Source organism: Caloramator sp. Dgby_cultured_2 (assembly GCF_028872215.1).
GTDB classification, from domain to species: domain Bacteria; phylum Bacillota; class Clostridia; order Clostridiales; family Caloramatoraceae; genus Caloramator; species Caloramator australicus.
In genome coordinates this window covers 2462501-2476905 of the sequence record NZ_CP118396.1, presented here as the reverse complement: position 1 = coordinate 2476905, position 14405 = coordinate 2462501, and the positions used below count along the sequence as shown (strand labels likewise).

General features: G+C 34.3%; 18 protein-coding genes, 2 rRNA genes and 4 pseudogenes (1 of these 24 cut by a window edge). 2 read left to right on the top strand and 22 right to left on the bottom strand.

The features are described from left to right. Positions 1–8: 8 nt before the first annotated feature. The 19 genes and pseudogenes from PWK10_RS17320 to PWK10_RS20215 all read right to left on the bottom strand — a co-directional run bounded on the left by PWK10_RS17320 (position 9) and on the right by PWK10_RS20215 (position 9924). On the bottom strand, positions 9–653 hold the full coding sequence (locus PWK10_RS17320) for a hypothetical protein (RefSeq protein WP_274766887.1): 645 nt from the start codon (positions 651–653) through the stop codon (positions 9–11). Positions 654–992: 339 nt separating this feature from the next. After that, positions 993–1577 (bottom strand): hypothetical protein, encoded by a 585-nt coding sequence (locus PWK10_RS17315; RefSeq protein ID WP_274766886.1) that lies wholly within the window; start codon positions 1575–1577, stop codon positions 993–995. Continuing rightward, the gene (locus PWK10_RS17310; protein WP_274766885.1) at positions 1574–1924 is read right to left on the bottom strand and encodes a hypothetical protein; all 351 of its coding nucleotides are present in this window, start codon (positions 1922–1924) and stop codon (positions 1574–1576) included. The genes PWK10_RS17315 and PWK10_RS17310 overlap by 4 nt, the downstream gene beginning before the upstream one ends. 261 nt (positions 1925–2185) lie before the next feature. Beyond that, positions 2186–2533: a DUF5110 domain-containing protein gene (locus PWK10_RS17305; protein ID WP_274766884.1), complete on the bottom strand. Its 348-nt coding sequence runs from the start codon at positions 2531–2533 to the stop codon at positions 2186–2188. 182 nt (positions 2534–2715) lie between these two features. Beyond that, positions 2716–2856: a hypothetical protein gene (locus PWK10_RS19100; protein ID WP_342455569.1), complete on the bottom strand. Its 141-nt coding sequence runs from the start codon at positions 2854–2856 to the stop codon at positions 2716–2718. A 5-nt stretch (positions 2857–2861) separates the two neighbouring features. Next, positions 2862–3014, bottom strand: a complete 153-nt coding sequence (locus PWK10_RS19095) for a TIM-barrel domain-containing protein (RefSeq protein ID WP_342455568.1) — start codon at positions 3012–3014, stop codon at positions 2862–2864. Between the two features lie 38 nt (positions 3015–3052). Continuing rightward, positions 3053–3394, bottom strand: coding sequence for a TIM-barrel domain-containing protein (locus tag PWK10_RS17295; RefSeq protein WP_274766883.1), 342 nt, complete (start codon positions 3392–3394; stop codon positions 3053–3055). A gap of 94 nt (positions 3395–3488) precedes the next feature. After that, positions 3489–3683 (bottom strand): hypothetical protein, encoded by a 195-nt coding sequence (locus PWK10_RS19090; RefSeq protein ID WP_342455828.1) that lies wholly within the window; start codon positions 3681–3683, stop codon positions 3489–3491. After that, positions 3680–3811, bottom strand: coding sequence for a hypothetical protein (locus PWK10_RS17290; RefSeq protein WP_274766882.1), 132 nt, complete (start codon positions 3809–3811; stop codon positions 3680–3682). The genes PWK10_RS19090 and PWK10_RS17290 overlap by 4 nt, the downstream gene beginning before the upstream one ends. A 125-nt stretch (positions 3812–3936) precedes the next feature. Then, entirely contained in the window at positions 3937–4437 is a 501-nt protein-coding gene (locus tag PWK10_RS17285; protein WP_274766881.1) for an alpha-glucosidase domain-containing protein, read from the bottom strand. 182 nt (positions 4438–4619) lie between these two features. Then, a pseudogene (locus PWK10_RS17280) lies at positions 4620–5278 on the bottom strand (DUF975 family protein). Positions 5279–5437: 159 nt separating this feature from the next. Further along, positions 5438–5608: a DUF362 domain-containing protein gene (locus PWK10_RS17275; RefSeq protein WP_008908280.1), complete on the bottom strand. Its 171-nt coding sequence runs from the start codon at positions 5606–5608 to the stop codon at positions 5438–5440. A gap of 74 nt (positions 5609–5682) precedes the next feature. Further along, positions 5683–6574 (bottom strand): annotated as a pseudogene (locus PWK10_RS17270) (PSP1 domain-containing protein). Position 6575: 1 nt separating this feature from the next. Further along, complete coding sequence (locus PWK10_RS17265) at positions 6576–6866, bottom strand: DNA polymerase III subunit delta' C-terminal domain-containing protein (RefSeq protein WP_274766880.1); 291 nt, start codon at positions 6864–6866, stop codon at positions 6576–6578. Positions 6867–7009: 143 nt separating this feature from the next. Beyond that, positions 7010–7537, bottom strand: a complete 528-nt coding sequence (locus PWK10_RS17260) for an AAA family ATPase (RefSeq protein ID WP_274766879.1) — start codon at positions 7535–7537, stop codon at positions 7010–7012. Positions 7538–7549: 12 nt separating this feature from the next. Further along, positions 7550–7879, bottom strand: a complete 330-nt coding sequence (locus PWK10_RS17255; RefSeq protein WP_008908277.1) for a cyclic-di-AMP receptor — start codon at positions 7877–7879, stop codon at positions 7550–7552. 12 nt (positions 7880–7891) lie between these two features. Then, positions 7892–8560: pseudogene (locus PWK10_RS17250) on the bottom strand (dTMP kinase). A gap of 110 nt (positions 8561–8670) precedes the next feature. Continuing rightward, positions 8671–9030 carry an Orn/Lys/Arg family decarboxylase gene (locus PWK10_RS17245; protein WP_274766878.1) on the bottom strand — a complete coding sequence of 120 codons (360 nt, stop codon included), beginning with the start codon at positions 9028–9030 and terminating at the stop codon, positions 8671–8673. 122 nt (positions 9031–9152) lie between these two features. After that, positions 9153–9924 (bottom strand): annotated as a pseudogene (locus PWK10_RS20215) (aminotransferase class I/II-fold pyridoxal phosphate-dependent enzyme). Between the two features lie 172 nt (positions 9925–10096). Between PWK10_RS20215 and PWK10_RS17230 the strand changes: the two are divergent. Both PWK10_RS17230 and PWK10_RS17225 read left to right on the top strand, forming a co-directional pair. Beyond that, entirely contained in the window at positions 10097–10240 is a 144-nt protein-coding gene (locus PWK10_RS17230) for a hypothetical protein (protein ID WP_274766875.1), read from the top strand. Positions 10241–10582: 342 nt separating this feature from the next. Then, positions 10583–11221, top strand: coding sequence for a hypothetical protein (locus PWK10_RS17225; protein ID WP_274766874.1), 639 nt, complete (start codon positions 10583–10585; stop codon positions 11219–11221). On the opposite strand, the gene PWK10_RS17220 is transcribed toward PWK10_RS17225, so the two are convergent. From PWK10_RS17220 to PWK10_RS17210, 3 genes are all read right to left on the bottom strand, one after another. Further along, positions 11185–12228 carry an iron-containing alcohol dehydrogenase gene (locus PWK10_RS17220; RefSeq protein WP_274766873.1) on the bottom strand — a complete coding sequence of 348 codons (1044 nt, stop codon included), beginning with the start codon at positions 12226–12228 and terminating at the stop codon, positions 11185–11187. The two genes, PWK10_RS17225 and PWK10_RS17220, sit on opposite strands and share 37 nt — an antisense overlap. Before the next feature lie 469 nt (positions 12229–12697). Beyond that, a 5S ribosomal RNA gene (gene rrf, locus PWK10_RS17215) occupies positions 12698–12814 on the bottom strand. Between the two features lie 14 nt (positions 12815–12828). Beyond that, a 23S ribosomal RNA gene (locus tag PWK10_RS17210) occupies positions 12829–14405 on the bottom strand (it continues 1324 nt past the right edge of the window).

Genomic DNA, 14405 nt, shown 5'->3' with positions numbered 1-14405 from the left:
GCTCCCCTTTATTCTAATGCAAAGCTTAATTCAATAATATTTTTATATATTTCATTTTTTATCTTATCATTAAATAAGCTTATATCTGCTCCTCCCATTCTTAAAAAATATGGATTTTCGCCTAAATCAAATATAAAATCGAAATAAATCAAAAATAAATTTGGTAAAAATTTCTTAATATAGTCAAACATCTTGATGCTTAATACCTCAACTAATTGTGTAATATTTGATGATAAGTTATATTTTTCAAACAAGGGTATCTCATAAAGTATTAGGCTTTGTTTTTTATCTGATTGAAGGTATACTCTAATAATAAAAGGCTGATTATTCTTAATCAATTTAGGTGAATCTATAACTAAAAATCTTTTCTTTTTAAGAACCCTATTTAGACTATTTTTAAAACCTAATTTTGACACTTCTTCAATATTGTTTTCTTTATAAATCTCATAATATTCTCCAGACTTCTCAATATAAATAAAATTCTTTGTCCCTTTAATAGGAATAATTATATTATTTTTTATAAAATTCGCCTCTAATAAGATAGTATTTTTATCTTTGATCATATAACTCTTAATATAGGGCTTAAAAACTTCATTTGAATTTAATATCTCATAAATCATGTATTGATTAACATTATTGCTAGAATTGAACACTTTAATTTTTTCATCTTCAACTAAATTTCTTAGCTTTTTAATATTTAATCTATTATACTGGATTGAAAAATTAAAGATTATATCGGGTATTTTGAAATAGTCATATATTATAATATCTTTTTTAATTAATATTCCTTTTACATTGTTTTTTCATAGTCTAAATCTTGTATATTAAAAATCAAAACTTCCTCATTCTTAACATTTTTTTCAACAAAATCTTTAAAAAATCCATATCTGAATTATTACACAAAATTCCAATCAACTTTAAGCCTCCATAAACTTCCTTCTTAAATTAGCTTATGTAGGATATAATTACTTTGTGCTTATTCAAGATTAATATTATCTATTGCAGATATCTTTTATTATTTTCTTTACAGGTATTTCAATTAAAATATTTACCTTGTTACCCCTATTCTTTATTTTTAAGTCTCCCGAAATTAAATTTAATCTGTTTTTAATTGATTGCAAAACATAATAGCTAAGGCTATTTTTATTGTTTATAAAATCCTCAAAATTACCTATCCAATCAAACTTCAACATAAGAAAATAAATTTTCCCATATCTTTCATAAACATCAAGATATATAGAATAATTAAAATGAAACACCGCATAGAGAAGTTCTTGAACAATTTGCAATATTAAATTATTTATAGTTTCATTGAAATACCTCGTTTTCCCAATTATTTTGAAATTAATTAGGACCCTATTTTTTTCACTGTATTCCTTGAATATCTTTGCTAAGTTCTCATCTAATTCCCCATCATTTTTTATGGTAATCCCCATAAGCTTTATTAAAAGATCTATCTCATAGATTACTTTATCGATATAAGATATTTCTTCATCCCTTTCACCATATTTTGAATTCACCTTTAAACTTTCTTTTATATTTATTAAAGCCCTTTGAATATACTCATTTAAAATCAAGTTATTTTTTGCCTTTCAAGCATATCATGCTCAAGCAAAAATATCCCATTGATCCTTGAATCCAACTTTATTTTTGCTTTATTTTTAAACTCGTTAATGGGTTTAAAGATATCCGGAATATAAACATGGGGATTTTCTTTATCGATGCCGATAAGATTGAGGAGTAATACCGAATCGCTCTTTAGACTATTTCTTATTATGCTATAATAATCATTATACATGCTTGCCCTTTTAATATCCTTTACTATTATCCTTTTATCCTTTTTCGAATGCTCCCTTGCTACTACTAAAGTATTATCGATAGAACCGATGTCAAAAATGTATATCTCATCAAAAACTAATATCATAATTTAAAATCGTATCTAACAACTTCTCATTATTTTTAGTTAAAATCGCTAAAGTTAGCTTAGGTTTCACCTTTGTAACTTTAAAATTATATTTTTATAAAAACACACCCTAAAAAAATCACAATTCCCAAAAGTATTAAAAGAGCATAAACATAAATATAATTCATATAGACCTCCAAAGGATTTGTTTTCTCATAAATAATTATTCTTATGCACCTCTTTGTATGCCTTAAAAATAAAGGGAACGCTAAAGCGTTCCCTTTATTTTATAATGATATTTTTATTCAGACCTGTCTTTATCTTAATGCATAATACTTCTCCGAATTTGTCCCTTGTCTTAAAATACCCTTCTCCTTCAAAGCTCAAAAGCTCTTCTAAATTATTTAATTTAGTAATGCTTATATCATTTACTTTAACTTCATTTAAATTATTCCTGTGTAGTCTAATCAAATAATATTTTAAATGTGGCACAAAACTTCCTTCTTTTTCTGATATATTTACTTCAACATAGTCTTTAGCATCTATAGCACCTATTCTTTGTTTAAAATATTCTCCCTTCTCATAGTTATATGTTTCTCCGTCATCATCGTAATAGTCAAAAAGCTCCACTTATAATCCGGGAATATATCTAAATAAATATTCTCTATCTTCTTTTCCTCAACATAATTTACTACATCCTGCGTTGGAATTATGGCACCTTTTTTATAAAAGAGGAATATCTTCAAGGGTATCTAAATTTACTTTATATTTAATATTTTGTCCACCTTTATATACTGTTCCTTTAAAATAATCTATCCATTCCCCTCAGGAAGATATATTTCCTTTTCTGTTTGCCCCTCCTCAACAACAGGAGACACTAAAAGATATTCCCCAAACATCCATGCATCCACATAGTTTATTACATTTTTATCCTTAGGATAATCAAATACCAAAGGTCTTACAAGGGGAATCCTTCATCATAAAGTTTTCTTTCGTAGGCATATATATACGGAATTAATTTATACCTTAATCTTATAGCTTCTCTACATAAATCCTCTGCTCTTTTGCCGAATACCCATGGCTGTCTTTGCTGATTTAAATCTCCATGCACCCTAAATATAGGTGTAAAGGCACTAAACTGAACCCATCTTATATATGTCTCCTCTGAAGGCTCCCTCTAAATCCTCCAGTATCCATTCCCCACTTTACAGCTCCAATGTTCACTGAACTTAAAAGCCTTTCCCTTTGAGCTGCCATAGTATAAGAAGATGCATCTATATCCCCTGACCAAATTCCGTAGGAATATCTTTGGGAACCTAAAAAGAAGTTTCTATTCAAAGACCATACCCTTTTGTTAGTGTAATCCCTTTGTCCTTCATATAGGGCCCTTTGCATATTTAAAAACTGGGTATTGTTAACCTCATCCGCCTCATCATTCCAATAGCCTATTATTCCTGAGTTAAAGGCCTCCTTTGTATTTTCAAAAACCATTTTCTAACTTTCTCTTTAGAAAAGTCAAGGTCATTAACTAACTTCTTTGAAAAATAATCCTCATAGGGCTTCTTGTCAACAAAATATCCCTTCTCTAAAGCAAATTTACCTGATTTTGTATCAATATGAATCCTTGGTTTAAAGATACCTGCAAGTTTAATTCCTTTTTTCTTAAAATTTCCGCTAACCTTCCACTTTGACCGTTTGGAAACTTATTTTGATTCCATCGAAATTCCCCTAATTCTTCTCCCCACGCCTTCCAATCAAAATCAAGGACAAATGCATCTATAGGAATTTCCTTTTTCTGTATGTATCTATAGTCTCTATAAGCTCCCTTTCATCTATTCCCCACTCAGTATTCATAAATCCCATCGACCATTTAGGAAATAAAGGATATCTTCCGCTTATTTTAAACAAAGCCCTAAATATATCCTTAGGCTCCCCAAGGAAAACAAAATATTCAAAATCCCTTTTAGAATTACCTAAAAACTCAACATATTCATCGTTTATATCAAACCATGCCCCTTCTGAATCAGAATCAACTAAAATGCCATAACCAGAAGTTGACCATACAAAGGGCCCACCTGCATGTCCTTGTTTTCCTGCAATTGCATTTCCCCACTGTTTCTTAATATTAGTTTAAAACTTGATTTTTGATCCACATTAAAACTATCTATTCCATAAAAGTTATCCCCTGCATTGTGGATAAATTTTACCTTGTCTTTATATGTATTTTTTTCATCTTCCTTTAATATCAATTTATTCTCATCATCAAATATGCTAATCATTCCTGTATCCTCGTTTATATTTATCCTATAACCATTCAATTCTATATCCCCTGAATTAAATTCAAAATCTATCTTTGTAACTTGTGACTGAAAACCCTGAATTACCAATGTATCCTGGCTTTCTTCACCTTTAGGAAGATAATCAACTCTTATGATATTATCATCATAAAGTTCTATTATTTTAATATCCTCTCCCTTTTTAATAACTATCCGATTCCCTTCCTTAAATACTTTTATTGAACTTTTAGATCCCAACCTACTCCTTAGAAAAATAAAGGCTAATAAAATAATAAAAAAACTAATAAAAATGCTGTCATCTCTTTTTCATCATAATCCCCCTTATGCAAACGATTTCTCATACATTATAGCATATTTAAAGCTAATAAAAAGTATACTTTTCCTTATAAAGATAGGGTAGATACTTTTGTATCTACCCATCATTCTACATCTGTAGGCATATTTTCTTGTTCTTGAGGTATCTTATTTTCCTTTTGATCTGCACAAACTTCCTTCAAATTTTGATAAAAATTTGCAACAGATGTATTTATATACGGTTGTAACCATAAAAATCCAATGCCAAGTGTGAGGACGCATAAAAGGGTCCAACCTATGAAACTAAAATATAGGCTAAATAGCTTCCATCTAAAGCCACGCATCATTTCTTTACTTTTCCTTATGGCCTCCATTGCGCCAATTTCAGGATTATCACTTATTATATAAAAAGCCATAGCATAATTGAAACCAGCGATAATTCCTGGAATTATAAAAAGCAATGTCCATAAAAAATAAATATAGCAATAAGAAGTTGGGTTAAAAATGCCGTTTTAAAATTTTTAAAGCCGTCGAATAAATTTTCAAGTTTAAATGGTTCTCTTCTTGCTAATTTTAAAAAACTTATAGCAAGCCCAAGGGCAAGTGGTCCAGAAATTATAATGCCTAAAACCGGCCCAACATAAGGAATAAATCCAATAAGACTTCCTATAAGTCCTGCTATTACGCAAATTAATATTGACACTCCCCAATTTCCCTTTAACTGCTCTCTTGCTGCAGCTTTTAGTTCAGAATTGCTTTTAATTAATGCTTGGTTGACTGCCATGAATAAATCCTCCTATTTAAAATTGTTAACTATTATTAACATAATAGTTATTTATAATTATATATATTATTTTAATGACGCACAAATTTTTTGTAATTTTTTAGAAATCCTTTTTATGCCAACAAAAAGGCTGCTGAAGATCAGCAGCCTTTTTATGTATTATTCTTGAACTGGAGCTCCTACTGGACAAACATTAGCGCAGTTTCCACAATCTATGCAAGCTGATGCATCGATAACATAGATTGTATCTCCTTGGCTTATGCATGAAACAGGGCATTCAGCTGCACATGCTCCACAGTTTATGCAAGCATCTGTAATTTTGTATGCCATATTTTCACCCCCTATCACTTTTCAAATATATTTTATCACAAATAAAATAAATGTCAAATGTTCCAATTACTCTTCTAAAGGTCGTTTAACCCCTCTTCTCCTATTTCTTCTATTTCCTGCTTCAATTCTTCCTCCGATATTTCTTTAAATTCATATTCTCCTTCAATAAGTTCCACATCATATATTGAATACGCCTTTATTTCAACCTCGTTTTCCTTATTAAGTTTAACCTTAACCCTTTCATGAACGATGCTGTTTTCTACAACTTCTCCTTCGCCATCAGGGGTCCTTACAATAGAACCAATGGTTGGAGTTTTTTGCGAATTTCTTCGTAGGTTTCCTGTTCATAGTTTAAACAGCACATAAGCCTTCCACAAACGCCTGATATCTTAGATGGATTTAATGATAAATTCTGCTCCTTTGCCATTTTGATTGAAACAGGTTCAAATTCCCCTAAAAATGGGCACAGCACATAGGTCTTCCACAGGGCCCAAGGCCTCCAACCATCTTTGCCTGGTCCCTTACCCCAATTTGCCTTAACTCAATTCTAGTTCTAAAAATAGCAGCAAGGTCCTTAACAAGCTCTCTAAAATCAACCCTTCCCTCTGCCACAAAGTAGAATATAACTTTATTGTTGTCAAAGGTATATTCTACATCAATCAGTTTCATAGGAAGACCATGCTCAGCTATTTTTTTAAGACATATATCAAAGGCGGTCTCTTCCTTTGCTTTATTTTCTAAATGTTTCATTTTATCCTCATCGGTTGCAACCCTCAACACCTTTTTTAAAGGAGCTACAATATCCTCCTCAGGAACTTCTCTTTTCCCGATAACTACCTCACCGTATTCAAGACCACGAGCTGTTTCAACAATAACATAATCCCCTATATTTATGTCTAAGTTGTCTGGATCAAAATAATATATCTTACCGGCCCTTTTAAATCTTACGCCTACTACTGTTACCATATTAAACCTCCTGTATATTCAAAAGCATTGCTTCGATTGTAAGTTGATAATTTGAATAATAGTTCAGTTTTTCTTTTGTTCTTTTGATTATATCAATTATCCCATTTATTTTATTATAAGAAAGTATTTTGCTTTCTTCAATTATTCTTTCAAAATAATCTTCATTTATCAGAACATCCTTATTGTAAGTGATCTTATACATCAAAACATCCCTAAACCATGTTATTAGCATATCCAGTATTTCATCAATATAATCCCTTTTATCATCAAAGAATCTTACTATTTCCGTCATCTCCAAACCCTCAATATTTGTAATTTTGGTGGCAATGTTTATTACATCGTTTCTTAAATTAGCATATTCCTCATTTAAATATTTTTCAGCTATTCCAATTATGCCATCGCTTAGTTTTGCTATAACCCTTGCCTTTTCGCTGTTTACTCCCTTTTAATCAAATATCTTTGTATTTCTTCACTATCCACTCTATTTAAACTAAAAATTTGGCACCTTGAAATTATAGTTTCCAAAACTGAATTTAAGTGATTAGCTGTAAGAATTATTATTGTGTCCTCTACGGGTTCCTCTAAAGTCTTTAAAAATTTGTTTTGAGCTTGAATAGTGGTATTTTCAAAGTTTTCTATTATAACCACCTTTTTATCCCCTTCGTAGGGTTTTATCTGAATCCTTTCTATAATTTCTTCTATGTCTTCAACACCTATAGTTTTATCCTTTTTTGAAAGTATGATGACATCAGGATGATTGAAATGCTTAATCTTAATACATGAAGGACATACTCCACAGGCATCGTTGGTTTTACATAATATTTTAGCTGCCATATAAAGGGCAAAATTCCTTTTTCCAATTCCCTCAGGTCCCTTTAAAATATAAGAATTTACAAGGGAACCGAATTTTAATATTTTATCAAAGACCTCCTTAAGTTTATTTTGTCCAACTACTTCAAACAAGCCAAATCACTCCTAAAATTTTTCAAATCTATCGACATCTAAAACAAAGACAGTTGCTCCTCCTATTGTAACCTCCATAGGATTAGGAACAAAAACTCCAGCTGTTCCCATAACAGGTGATGGAGCAGATATTATGGTTTTTCTAGTCTTACATACATTTTTAATGATGTCTAGAACTTCCTCTACCCTTTCCTTTTCAACGCCTATCATAAGGGTAGTATTTCCTGATTTTAAAAATCCCCCAGTCGTTGCAAGCTTTGTAACTTGAAATCCTTTTTCCGTTATATTGTCAACAAGCTCATAAGCATCCTCGTCATGAACTATCGCTATAACAAGCTTCATAAAAACACCCCTTTATAATATTTTTTTAACTTCTTTATAAATATCCTCATGTATATCCTCAATAGTCCTTAAGTTTCCGTCTCTATAGCATCGAATTTTCCTCCAGCCATATTTTTCAGCACAAAAACAGCATTCTTATAGGATGTTAAAATATATTCTGAATTTTTTCATGTATGTCCTTTTTAATGTCCCCTGACATTTTGCTCGGTCTATCTTTAATTAAATTTAAACTTATATCCGGAGGAACATCGAGAAAAATAACAAGATCCGGCTTAGGAAGATTAAATTTATTATATTCAAGGTCATAAAGCCAATCCAAAAAGTATACCTTTTCTTTTAAGTCGTTTATCTTTGCTGCCTGATGGACCATATTGGATGTTACATATCTATCTGCTATTATAACTCCATCAGCTTTATAAAACTCCTCCCATTCCATCTTGTAGCTTGCAAATCTGTCGACAGCGTAGAAGCATGAAGCCGCATAGGGATTAACATCCTCAGGATTTTTGCCAAAATCTCCATTAAGATACATTTTAATTAAGGAACTTGATTCACTTTTATAGTTTGGAAACTCAACTTTTTTACCCTTATTCCTTCCGCCTTTAACCTTTCAAATAACCTTTGGGTTTGAGTTGCTTTGCCGCTTCCATCTGTTCCATCTATTATTATAAGTTTTCCCATTTACTACCCTCCGTTTACTACTAAAATATATTCTCCGTTTACATCGTCTATTCCGTTTAAGGTTATTCCGCTTGATTTATACTCATCTATTAAATCTATTATATCTTGAGTTATAATTTCCCCGGAACTAATATTGGAATACCAGGAGGATATGGCACCACCATCTCTCCGCTTATTAGTCCCTTTGCCTCCTTAATCTTTACCCGTCTTTTAGGCATATAATAGGCATCCCTAAGGGATAGGACTTTTTGATAGTTAACATTTTTGCTTGTAAAATCAGTATTTTTGTGTCCTTGAAATTTATCTTTTATCTTTAACAATGCATTTCTTAGACTATCATAAAATTCCTTTTTATCTGCGACGCTTCCAATAAGAACTATGTTGTAAAGATCCGACATTTCAACTTGAATATTGTGTTCTCTTCTTAAAATGCTTTCTAAAGTTTTCCCTCCTAAATTTGAATTTATCACTATCCTGGTTCTATCTATGTCATAAATATTTGCTTTTTCGATATAATTTTCATCTAAAATCTTAAAGCCATCAACATACCTTATATCCCTTTTTAAATCTTCAATATATCCAATAACCTCATCTAAAAGCCTTTCTCCTTCCCCTCCATAATGCTTCTTGCAGCGTCTATCGAGGACATCAATATATAGGAAGGACTTGTAGATTGAAAAATTTTTAGCATATATTTTATTCCTGTTGAATCAACTCCATGATTTACATTTAAAACAGCCGTTTGTGTTAAAGATGGCAATGTTTTGTGAAAGCTATTGACAGAAACATCAGCACCAAGTTCCATCGCACTCTTTGGGAGTTTAGAGTTAAAGGGGAAATGGGCACGTGGGCCTCATCCACCAAAACAAGTATATTAAACCTATGGGCATATTCTATTAGCCTTTTTAAATCCAAACACGTTCCGTAATATGTAGGATAAGTAACTACTATAGCCTTTGCGTCCTTATTTTTTTCTATAACCTTAAAGGCTTCATCTAAGTTTATTGAAACCGGGATGTTAAAATCCTTTAATACCGAAGGATTTATATATTCAACTTCTAAATCACCCAAGAAAGCTGCTGAATAAACGGATCTGTGGCAATTTCTTTGAATTATGATTTTATCTTTAGGCTTTGTAAGGCCAAGAATCATGCTATAAATCCCTGAAGTGCTTCCATTTACAAGCATAAAGCTTTCCTTAGACTTAAGACATTTAGAAAGTTTCCCTGAGCATCCTTTATAATTCCCTCTGGTGAGTGGAGATTATCAACTCCTTCAACTTCAGTAAGGTCCATTTTAAAAATATTGTCCTGAATTATATTTAGCTCTTTAAATTCATTAGCATTATTTTTATGCCCCGGCATATGAAAGGGAACATTCCTCTGACTAATATATTCTAACAAACCATTAATAAGCGGCGTATCCATAGAAACCTCCTTAGTTCTATTATTTTCAATATATCATATTGCGTTAAACTTGTGAACATCTTAGGCATATATTTCTTATTAATGTAAATAATATTCCTGAGGTGAAATTATGTCAAATATCGAAAGGAATCTAATAAAGGGTTATATTGAAAGCTCAAAGGATAAGCTATATGCACTTTTAGATGACTTATATAACATTAATATCGATAAAGATCACGAAAAAAAGCCTTTAATATTCTATCAACATTTTTAAAAGAAAATGGCTTTTTCATTAACAATAACATTCAGCAAATAGAAAACACATTTATTGCGGAAATAGGAAATGGCAGCAAGAAAATAGGCTTTTTTGCGAGTTTGAAGCCCTTAAGGAAGGATATACAAACGGTCATAATATTCAATGCGTAATGAATATAGGCGGCGCATTAGGCTTAACTAGGATCCTAGATAAAATTGATTCTAAAATAATTATCTATGGACTTCCTAAGGAAGAATCTTTACCCTTAAAAATTACTTTATCGAATAGGCATATATTTGATGACTTGGATTTAATAATTTGTGCCCATCCAGGTGAAAAACTTACGAAAGCGTAGGCTCAATGGCCATGAGCATAATGAAATTTGAGTTTACTGGAAAAAGAGCAAGTTTTAATCTTAACCCTAATGAAGGAATATCATCTTTAAATCCTATAATTAAATTTTTAGATATCATTCAGGATCTTAAAAGCGAATTTAATTCCCATCTTGTAAATTACGTCATCAACTGCGACAATCAAGATATCTTCATAATACCTGAAAAATCAGAATGCACAATTGGAGTAAAGGCCACCGATATGATGGTTCTTGAAAAGATAAAGGATAAAATAATAGAAAGTGCTAAATTTATTTCTAAAGTATACTCATGTGATTTTGATTATAAAGTTCAAGCAGATTATATGCCCTTTAAGAAAAATGTTGAACTTATAAAGCTTACCTCCCATAATCTTAAGGAATGCGGCATAATAAACATCCATGGTCCGTTATCTTCAGCTTTAAGTTTAGACATAGGCCTTATAAGTCATAGGATTCCTACAGTTCATCCTTATATTGGAATATGTGAAAATGGTGAAAGGTATGGAACCATAGAATTTAAAGAAGCCACAATAAAAAACTATGCAAAGGACATGATGATAAAAGCATCATGTGCCCTTGCACTTACAGCCTATGACTGGATTTTCAAATCCTCTAATCTGCCATAATAAATAGACCTTAGGATTACTCTCATATCATCAAGGGTAACCTTAGCAGGGTTTACCCTTGTTGACCCCTTCATAGAGTTTTCTAATAATGATTCAAATTCATTTAAAAATTCTCCTTCATCAAGGCTAGCATCCTTTAACGATAAAGGGATGCCTATCTTTCTATTTAGCTTTATTATCTCTTCTATTATATCATTGCCTATCATGCTGCTTATGTTATTTAATCTTTCTTTTACCTTTTCATCCCTTGAATTAAACAAAAGCACATAAGGAAGGGCAATAGCGTTTAAAAGACCATGGGAAAGGTCGAACCTGCCACCTAATGCGTGGGAAATTCCATGGGCCATGCCAAGCCCAACATTTGAAAAGGCACATCCTGCCATAGAGCTGTATATGTGAACCTTTTCTCTAAAATCATAGTTTTCATATTCATAAGATAAAGGCAAATATCTAATTAAGCCTTTTATCGCACCTTCAGCTAGAACTTCAGTAAATTCATCTATATTTTTATTTATATAGCATTCAATTGCATGGGTTAAGGCATCCATCCCAGTTTCCGCTACTATGCTTTTGGGCATTGAAAGAGTTAAAGCAGCATCTAAAACAGCGACATCAGGTATAAAGGCATCACACTTTAACCCTATTTTTAAATTCATATCATCATAAGTTAACACCGATGCCCTTGTAACCTCAGTTCCCGTTCCTGATGTTGATGGGATTGCAATAAGTCTTACCTTTTTTCTCATTTTAGGAAGGATCAAATTATCAGGATTCTTTATATCAAGTTCTGGATATTCATAAAACACTGCAGCAGCTTTAGCAACATCTATAGGAGAGCCTCCACCTATTCCTATTACTGTATCCGGTTGAAATTCCTTCATTTTTTCTATAGCATCCAATACTGTATTTATTGATGGGTTCTTTTTAACTTTGCAAAATAATTCATATTCAGCATCTACATCTCTTAAAATATTCGTAAGTCTATCAATAGCGCCATTTTTAAACATCGAATTTCCACCAGTTACAATAAAGGCCCTTTTATTTGCAATCCTTTAATGTATTCTAGTGAATCTTTCCCAATTATTATACTATTTCCATGTAGTTTGATTTCCTTCATAGTCCGCCTAAAAGGCTTCACCTCCTAATTTTATTTAGTCTTTTTATGTATTATCCATTATCAAAGTATTTACATTTATTGTGTAATTTGTTAATATATTTTATAATATATTTAGGGGGATATCAAATGAATTTAATCGATATTTTAGCTCTTTTAACAAACATAGGACTACCTATAATAATTTTAATTATAGCATTTTTATACATAACAAACATACTAAAAAATTAAAATCCATCGAAGAAAAACTTGATAGGGTAATTACTCAGTTTGAAAATCATAAAAAACAGTAAAATCTTAAACTTAAGTGCCAGGCACCACAAGTAAAAAGCCTCAACCATTTCGGTTGAGGCTTTAAATTTACCCGGCAGTCACCTACTCTCCCAGGCCGTCTCCAGCCTAGTACCATCGGCGTAGGTAGGCTTAACCTTCGTGTTCGGAATGGGAACGGGTGTTTCCCTACCTCTATCACCACCGGATTAAACTGCACAATAAGATCAAGCCCTCGACCTATTAGTACCAGTCAGCTAAACGCCTCACGACGCTTACACCTCTGGCCTATCAACCTGATAGTTCTTCCAGGGGTCTTACTCGCTTCCGCGTGGGAAATCTCATCTTGGGGTGGGCTTCGCGCTTAGATGCCTTCAGCGCTTATCCCTTCCGAACTTGGCTACCCAGCTGTGCCATTGGCATGACAACTGGTGCACCAGAGGTTCGTCCATCCCGGTCCTCTCGTACTAAGGACAGCTCCCCTCAAATTTCCTACGCCCGCGACGGATAGGGACCGAACTGTCTCACGACGTTCTGAACCCAGCTCGCGTGCCGCTTTAATGGGCGAACAGCCCAACCCTTGGGACCTACTTCAGCCCCAGGATGCGACGAGCCGACATCGAGGTGCCAAACCTCCCCGTCGATGTGGACTCTTGGGGAGATCAGCCTGTTATCCCCGAGGTAGCTTTTATCCGTTGAGCGATGGCCCTTCCACTCGGTACCACCGGATCACTAAGCCCGACTTTCGTCACTGCTCGACTTGTCAGTCTCACAGTTAGGCTCCCTTCTGCCTTTGCACTCTACGCGCGATTTCCAACCGCACTGAGGGAACCTTTGGGCGCCTCCGTTACTCTTTAGGAGGCGACCGCCCCAGTCAAACTGCCCGCCTAACAATGTCCCGTGACTTGCTTCAAAGCCTCCGGTTAGGGCTTCAGTATCATCAGGGTGGTATCCCAACGTCGGCTCCATAGCGCCTAGCGACGCTACTTCTCTGCCTCCCACCTATCCTGTACAGACAATACCGAAACCCAATGCTAAGCTGCAGTAAAGCTCTACGGGGTCTTTCCGTCCAATCGCGGGTAGCAAGCATCTTCACTTGTACTACAATTTCGCCGGGTCCCTTGTTGAGACAGCGCCCAGGTCGTTACGCCATTCGTGCGGGTCGGAACTTACCCGACAAGGAATTTCGCTACCTTAGGACCGTTATAGTTACGGCCGCCGTTTACTGGGGCTTCGGTTCAGAGCTTCGCTCACCCTTCCCCTTAACCTTCCAGCACCGGGCAGGCGTCAGCCCCTATACATCGTCTTTCGACTTAGCAGAGACCTGTGTTTTTGCTAAACAGTCGCCTGGGCCTATTCTCTGCGGCCTACCTTGCGGTAGGCACCCCTTCTCCCGAAGTTACGGGGTCAATTTGCCGAGTTCCTTAACAAGGGTTCTCCCGCTCGCCTTAGGATTCTCTCCTCACCTACCTGTGTCGGTTTGCGGTACGGGCACCAGCATCCTCGATAGAGGCTTTTCTCGGCAGTGTGAAATCAGCTGCTTCGTCTTACGACTCCCCATCAAGCACTCAGCTTATCCTCCCGGATTTGCCTAGGAGGCACGCCTTGCGCCTTGGACGCACATATCCATCCGTGCGCTCAGCCTATCCTCCTGCGTCACCCCATCTCTCAAACGGCTACTGGTGGTATCGGAATATCAACCGATTGTCCATCACCTACGCCTTTCGGCCTCGGCTTAGGTCCCGACTAACCCTCAGCGGACGAGCCTTCCCGAGGAAACCTTAGGTTTTCGGCGAGTAG